The 5,420-nt window shown below is 71.5% G+C and carries 7 protein-coding genes; 4 read left to right on the top strand and 3 right to left on the bottom strand.

Going from position 1 to position 5,420, the window contains the following annotated elements; all coding sequences use genetic code 11:
• Positions 1–909, top strand: a 909-nt coding sequence (locus FNH05_RS30975) for a zinc-dependent alcohol dehydrogenase family protein (RefSeq protein ID WP_144592403.1), incomplete at its 5' end; no start/stop codon positions are given.
• Positions 910–986: 77 nt separating this feature from the next.
• On the opposite strand, the gene FNH05_RS30970 is transcribed toward FNH05_RS30975, so the two are convergent.
• A complete protein-coding gene (locus FNH05_RS30970; RefSeq protein WP_144592402.1) occupies positions 987–2,003 on the bottom strand; it encodes an SDR family oxidoreductase in 1,017 nt (338 codons plus the stop codon).
• 20 nt (positions 2,004–2,023) lie between these two features.
• Positions 2,024–2,206, bottom strand: a complete 183-nt coding sequence (locus FNH05_RS30965; RefSeq protein WP_144592401.1) for a hypothetical protein — start codon at positions 2,204–2,206, stop codon at positions 2,024–2,026.
• Between the two features lie 103 nt (positions 2,207–2,309).
• Here FNH05_RS30965 and FNH05_RS30960 point away from each other — a divergent pair, with 103 nt between their 5' ends.
• Together FNH05_RS30960 and FNH05_RS30955 are read left to right on the top strand one after the other, a co-directional pair.
• Entirely contained in the window at positions 2,310–3,083 is a 774-nt protein-coding gene (locus tag FNH05_RS30960) for a PIG-L deacetylase family protein (RefSeq protein WP_144592400.1), read from the top strand.
• Between the two features lie 169 nt (positions 3,084–3,252).
• Entirely contained in the window at positions 3,253–4,182 is a 930-nt protein-coding gene (locus tag FNH05_RS30955; protein WP_144592399.1) for a DUF6528 family protein, read from the top strand.
• A gap of 25 nt (positions 4,183–4,207) precedes the next feature.
• On the opposite strand, the gene FNH05_RS30950 is transcribed toward FNH05_RS30955, so the two are convergent.
• Positions 4,208–5,083 (bottom strand): LysR family transcriptional regulator, encoded by an 876-nt coding sequence (locus tag FNH05_RS30950; protein WP_144592398.1) that lies wholly within the window; start codon positions 5,081–5,083, stop codon positions 4,208–4,210.
• 70 nt (positions 5,084–5,153) lie between these two features.
• On the opposite strand from FNH05_RS30950, the gene FNH05_RS30945 reads away from it, so the two are divergent.
• The coding region (locus FNH05_RS30945; protein ID WP_144592397.1) for a YybH family protein at positions 5,154–5,420 on the top strand (267 nt) is incomplete at its 3' end.

Raw genomic sequence — 5,420 nt, 5'->3', positions numbered from 1 at the left:
GTGCGGATCCGGGTGGACGCGATCGGCTTGAACAGGGCCGAAATCCTCTTTCGCAGCGGTCGTTACATCGAGCAGGTGAGGAAGTTTCCCGCGCGGCTGGGCACCGAGGCCGCCGGGGTGATCGAGGCGATCGGCGAAGGCGTCACCGGTCTGCGAGTGGGGCAGGCCGTCAGCACGGTCCCCGCCTTTTCCCAGAACGACTACGGCGTTTACGCCGAGCAGGCGATCGTGCCCGCGAGGGCCGTGCTGCCCCGCCCCGAAGGCGTCGGCGCGGTCGAAGGCGCGGCGGTGTGGATGCCGTACGTGACGGCCTACGGCGCGCTGGTCGAGGTCGGCGGAATGCGGCCGGGAGACACGGTGGTGCTCACCGCGGCGTCCAGCAGCGTGGGACTGGCCGCCATCCAGGTCGCCGACCGGATCGGCGCCACGCCCCTCGCCCTCACCCGTACCGCGGCCAAGAAGGACGCGCTGCTGAAGGCGGGCGCCGCCGAGGTCATCGTGACCGAATCGGAAGACGTCGTCGAGCGGGTGCTCGCGGCGACCGGCGGGCGGGGCGCCGAGTTCGTGTTCGACGCCGTCGCCGGACCGGGCGTGCGGGAGCTGGGCAAGGCGGTCGCCGACGAGGGCATGATCCTGGTGTACGGCGCGTTGAGCGGCGAACCGACCCCGTATCCGGCCCTGGATCTCGGCATGCCCGCCCTCACCATGCGCACCTACACGCTGCACGAGACGACCCGTCGGCCCGAGCGGTTGCGGCGGGCGCACGCCTTCGTGGCGTCGGGGTTGCGCTCGGGCGCCTTCCGGCCGGTGGTGGACCGCACCTTCGGCCTGGACGAGATCGTGGAGGCGCACCGGTATCTGGAGTCGAACGCGCAGATCGGCAAGATCGTGGTCACCGTCGCGCACTGATGCCCGCCGGACCTGCGCACAGTGGTTCGTACCAATCGGTGCTGCGGATGGGCGAAGACCAAGGCGACCTCGTGCTGTTACGTCCGGATGCGGTTGCGGGGCCGATCGGCGCCACTGGCGTCGGGCCGCCACCACCGGCGGGCGGCCACCAGGCCGCCCGCGAGCAGGGCACCGAGCGAGGCGATGCGGCGCACCGTGGTCTGGCGCCTGCCGTGCCACCCGCCGGACACCGAACCGGTCCCCGGCGCCGGTTGGAACAGGTTTCCGGGACCGCTGCGCGCGGGCACGGTGAGGTAGAGGTGGGTCTTGTCCACCTGCTGTTCCATCAGCCGCTCGGCGAATCCGGGGAAGAGTTTCGACTGCAGGATCAGGCTGCGGCCGGTCGTCCCGACCACGACCTCGCGCCGCGGCAGGCGCAGGAGGTTGACGATGGTGCGGGCCACCCGCTCCGCCGAGTACACCGGTGGCATCGCCTTCGCCTTGCGGCCCGTGTAGTTGGCGGCGTGCTCGAAGAACGGTGTGTCGACGGTAGCGGGCAGCACGGTGCAGACCTTGACGTCCTTCAACCCGTCGAGCCGCAACTCCTGGCGCAGACTCGTGCCCAGTGCCCGCACGGCGGCCTTGGACAGGCAGTACGTCTGGGTGTAGGGCTGCGGGACGGCCGAAACGATCGAGGACACGTTGACCAGCACACCCCTGCCCTGGTCGCGCAGGTAGGGCAGGGCGGCGCGGGCCCCGTGGACGTAACCCATCACGTTGACCTCGACGATGCGGCGCAGGTCGCCGAGCGGAAGATCCAGGAAACGGGAAAAGGCGGTCACCGCCGCGCAGTTGACCCAGGCGTCGATGCGCCCGAACCGCCCGACCGCACGCCGGGCGAGTGCCTGCACCGCCCCGCTGTCGGTCACGTCGGTCGGCACGGCCAGTGCCCGGCCGCCCGCGGCCTCGCAGTGCCGCGCGACCTCCAGCAGGGCGTGGCGCCGCCGTGCCGCCAGCACCACGGCCGCGCCCTGCGCGGCGCAGGCCAGCGCCGTCGCGCGACCGATTCCGCTGGACGCCCCCGTGATCACGACGACCGAATCCCGGACCTTCACGACGTCCCCTCCTCGTTCGATCAGGACGGGGAGTAGCCGGTTTCGCGCGCGGGCTGTTCCTCCTGCCCCTCGGCCGGGTTCGTGCGTGCCACTTCGCGCGCGGCCGCTTTCGCCTCGTCCAGGTGGCGCCGGGAGTCGGCCAGTTCCTTCGAGCCCGGCAGCCCTGCGTCGCGTCGCGCCCGCGGGTCCTTCTGTTCCGCCACTGCGGCTCCCTCCGGTGGACGGCCGTTCTGCGGCCGGGCTACCACGAGACCGGGCGGACAAACCCCGTGCGGGCCCGGGATGCGGGCTCGCCAGAATGGCGCGATGGCGACCATCGTGGCGTTTCACGCCCATCCCGACGACGAAGTACTGCTCACCGGCGGCACCCTCGCCCGTGCCGCCGCGGACGGACACCGGGTGGTGATCGTGGTGGCCACCGACACGATGTCTCCCGCCTCCGACGAGTCCGGCGGATCCGTCCCCGACCGGCTGGCGGAACTGCGGGCCAGCGCCGAAATCCTGGGTGTGCACCGCGTCGAGCACCTCGGTTACGCCGACAGCGGGCACGGCCCGGTGCTCTACCCGGATCCGCCGGGACGGCAGCGGTTCGCCCGCGCCGGTGCGGAGGAGGCCGCCGGGCGCCTCGCCGCGCTGCTGCGCGAGGAGCGGGCCGACGTGCTGTTCACCTATGACGCCCGCGGTGGGTACGGCCATCGCGACCACGTCAAGGTGCACGAGGTCGGCCGCCGGGCGGCCGAGCTGGCCGGGGTCGGGCGGGTTTTCGAGGCCACCTTTCCCCGGGAGGTGATCGTGCGGCTGGTGCGGGTGATCCGGCTGCTGCGAATCCCGTTCCGGTACGACGCCGAGGCGCTGGACACCGCCTACAGTCCGCGATGCGCGATCACGCACAGCTTCGACGTGCGTGGCTTTGCCAGGCAGAAGCAGGCCGCGCTCGCCGCGCACCGGTCGCAGGTGGCCGGGACCGGCCGGGTCGCCCCGGTGCTGCGGCTGCTGGTGCGGCTCCCGGTCCCGGTGTTCGCGTTGCTGCTGGGACGGGAGTGGTTCGCCGACGCCAGTCCCGGGCGCGGGTCGAGGTAGCGGCCGATCGTCCGAAATGGACACGGATCGGGAGTCATCCGGGGTTGCCCGTTATTACCCCGAAAAGCCGTTTCGTCACGCTGTCGGCTGGGTCACAATGGGGATCGTTCGCCGTCACTCCGGCGGCGGCTTTCGCCAGGATTCAGGCGCACCAGGGGGAGATGGGCCCGTGAGATCGCTACGAGAGATCAGCCGTCGGATACTCGCCGGGCTGGCGGTCGTCGCCAGTGTCCTGGCCGGCACCCTGGTCGCCTCGGTGACACCCGCTTACGCCGCGAGCGGCCGGGTCGCCGTGGTCGACCAACGCCACGGCGTCCTGATCTTCGACCTCGCCGACGGCACCTGGAACGGCTCGCCACGGTGGCAGTTCCACCCGTCCGGCAACGGCTGGCAGAACCCGTCCGACGTCAAGTTCCGCACCTACGGCGGCCGCAACACGGTCCTGGTCACCGCGTCCGGCGGCATGGCCGCGACCGTCGACTACGCCACCCGCCGGGTGACCTGGTCCCAGTACGTCGGCGGCAACCCGCACGCCATGGAGTTGCTGCCCGGCGGCGCGGTCGTGGTCGCCTCGTCCACCGGAAACCGGCTCACCGTCTACGGCAAGGGCGGCCATACCGGCCGCACCTACCCGTTCGGCGACGCGCACGCCGTGCTGTGGAACGCCGCCACCCAACGGCTCTGGGCGCTGGGCGGCACCAAGCTGTGCAGCTACGCCGTTCGCGGCACGGCCACCGCGCCCACGCTGACCGGGAAGTCGTGTGTGGACGTCCCGTCCGGCGCCCACGACCTGGCACCGGTGCACGGCACCGCCACCCAGCTGTGGTTCAGCACCACCCGCCACGTCTACCGGTACGACATCAACCGCGGCACCTCTGTTCGTGCGCCGAAGTACATCGACAACCGCAGCATCAAGAGCATCGGCAACCAACCGGGCGGCCTCGTCATCACGACCCAGGTCCGGCACGGCAACGCGGACGGCACCTGGGGCAACGGCAACGTCTGGCTGTACCGGCAGGACGGCGCCTACGTCGGTAAGCGCAGCCGGACCGGCGCGGCGATCTACAAGGCCCGGCCGGTGGTCTGGGAATCCCGCTGACCACCCCACCCCGGCAGTGCCTTGCTCACCGGCGGTGGCGGCGGGCACGGTCGATGAGGGCGCGGGCGGCGGGACTGACCGGGCCCTCGCGGCGCCAGGCGAAGGCCAGTCCGCCGCGGAGCGCGGGCCGCACGATCGTCAGGGTGCGCAGGTCCGCGTGGGACCGTGCGAACTGTGCGGGCAGGATCGCCACGCCGAGCCCGCGCGCCGCGAGCCGGGCGAGCATGCCGGGAGCGCTCGCCTCGAACGCGATGTGCGGCGTGAACCCGGCCGCCGCGCAGGCTTCGTCGAGGCGGGAGCGGATGCCGGTGCCCGGGGGGAGGCTGATCAGCGGCCGCCCGCGCAGTCCGGTCAGCGGGATGGTCTCGCGGGCGGCGAGTTCGTCGCCGGGGGAGACCGCGGCGGCGATCGCGTCCTCGGTGACGACGTGCAGTTCCAGTTCCGGCGGCGGGGTCGCGCCGAGCGCGATGATCGCGGCGTCGAGCGTACCCTGTCGCAGTCCGTCGGCCAGATCGTCCGAATTGCCTTCGGTGAGCGTGATTTCCACGCCGGGGTGGTCGCGGTGGTAATCGGCGAGCAGGCCGGGCAGGTCGATGTCGTGGGAGGTCACCATGCCCACGGCGACGTGCCCGCGGATCAGCCCGGTGAGCTCGTCCACGGCCAGGCGCGCCCCGGCGACGGCGGCGAGAGCCGCGCGGGCGTAGGGCAGGACCGCCGCGCCCACCTCGGTGAGCCGCACGGTGCGGGCTGAGCGGTCCAGCAGTTCCTGCCCCAGTTCGCGTTCCAGGCGCCGGATCTGGGCACTGACACCGGGCTGGGCCACGTGCACGCGTTCCGCCGCGCGGGTGAAGTTGCCTTCCTCGGCCACGGTGACGAAGTATTCGAGCTGCCGCAGTTCCATAACCGTTGATTATAGTGTGCAGCACAACCAGCTCTTGGACTTCTGGCTAGTTCTGTTCGATCCTGGATTCATGAACAACGAACACGCCTTGGAACCCGAAGATGTCACCCGCCTGTTCGTCGAGCGCGTCAACGCCGGCGACCTCGACGGACTGGTCGAGCTGTACGCCGAGGACGCGGTACTGGCCTATCCGCCGGGCAGTGAGACCGTGGGGCGCGAGGCGATCAGGAAGGTGTTCGAGCGGATGCTCGAACACGCCCCGCGTTTCCAGTACGAGGAACCCCTGCCCACGATCCGCTACGGCGACCTCGCCCTGACCTCGACGCGTTCCTCCGAC

Origin of the sequence: Amycolatopsis rhizosphaerae (assembly GCF_007713715.1) — a bacterium.
GTDB lineage: Bacteria > Actinomycetota > Actinomycetes > Mycobacteriales > Pseudonocardiaceae > Amycolatopsis_E > Amycolatopsis_E rhizosphaerae.
The sequence above is the reverse complement of the archived record's forward strand: the minus strand, read 5'-3'. Positions and strand labels throughout refer to the sequence as shown.

Coding starts and splice junctions, on each gene's coding strand:
- FNH05_RS30960 (WP_144592400.1), top strand. CDS start 2,310: ATGGCGACCATCGTGGCGTTTCACGCCCATCCCGACGACGAAGTACTG.
- FNH05_RS30950 (WP_144592398.1), bottom strand. CDS start 5,083: ATGGAACTGCGGCAGCTCGAATACTTCGTCACCGTGGCCGAGGAAGGC.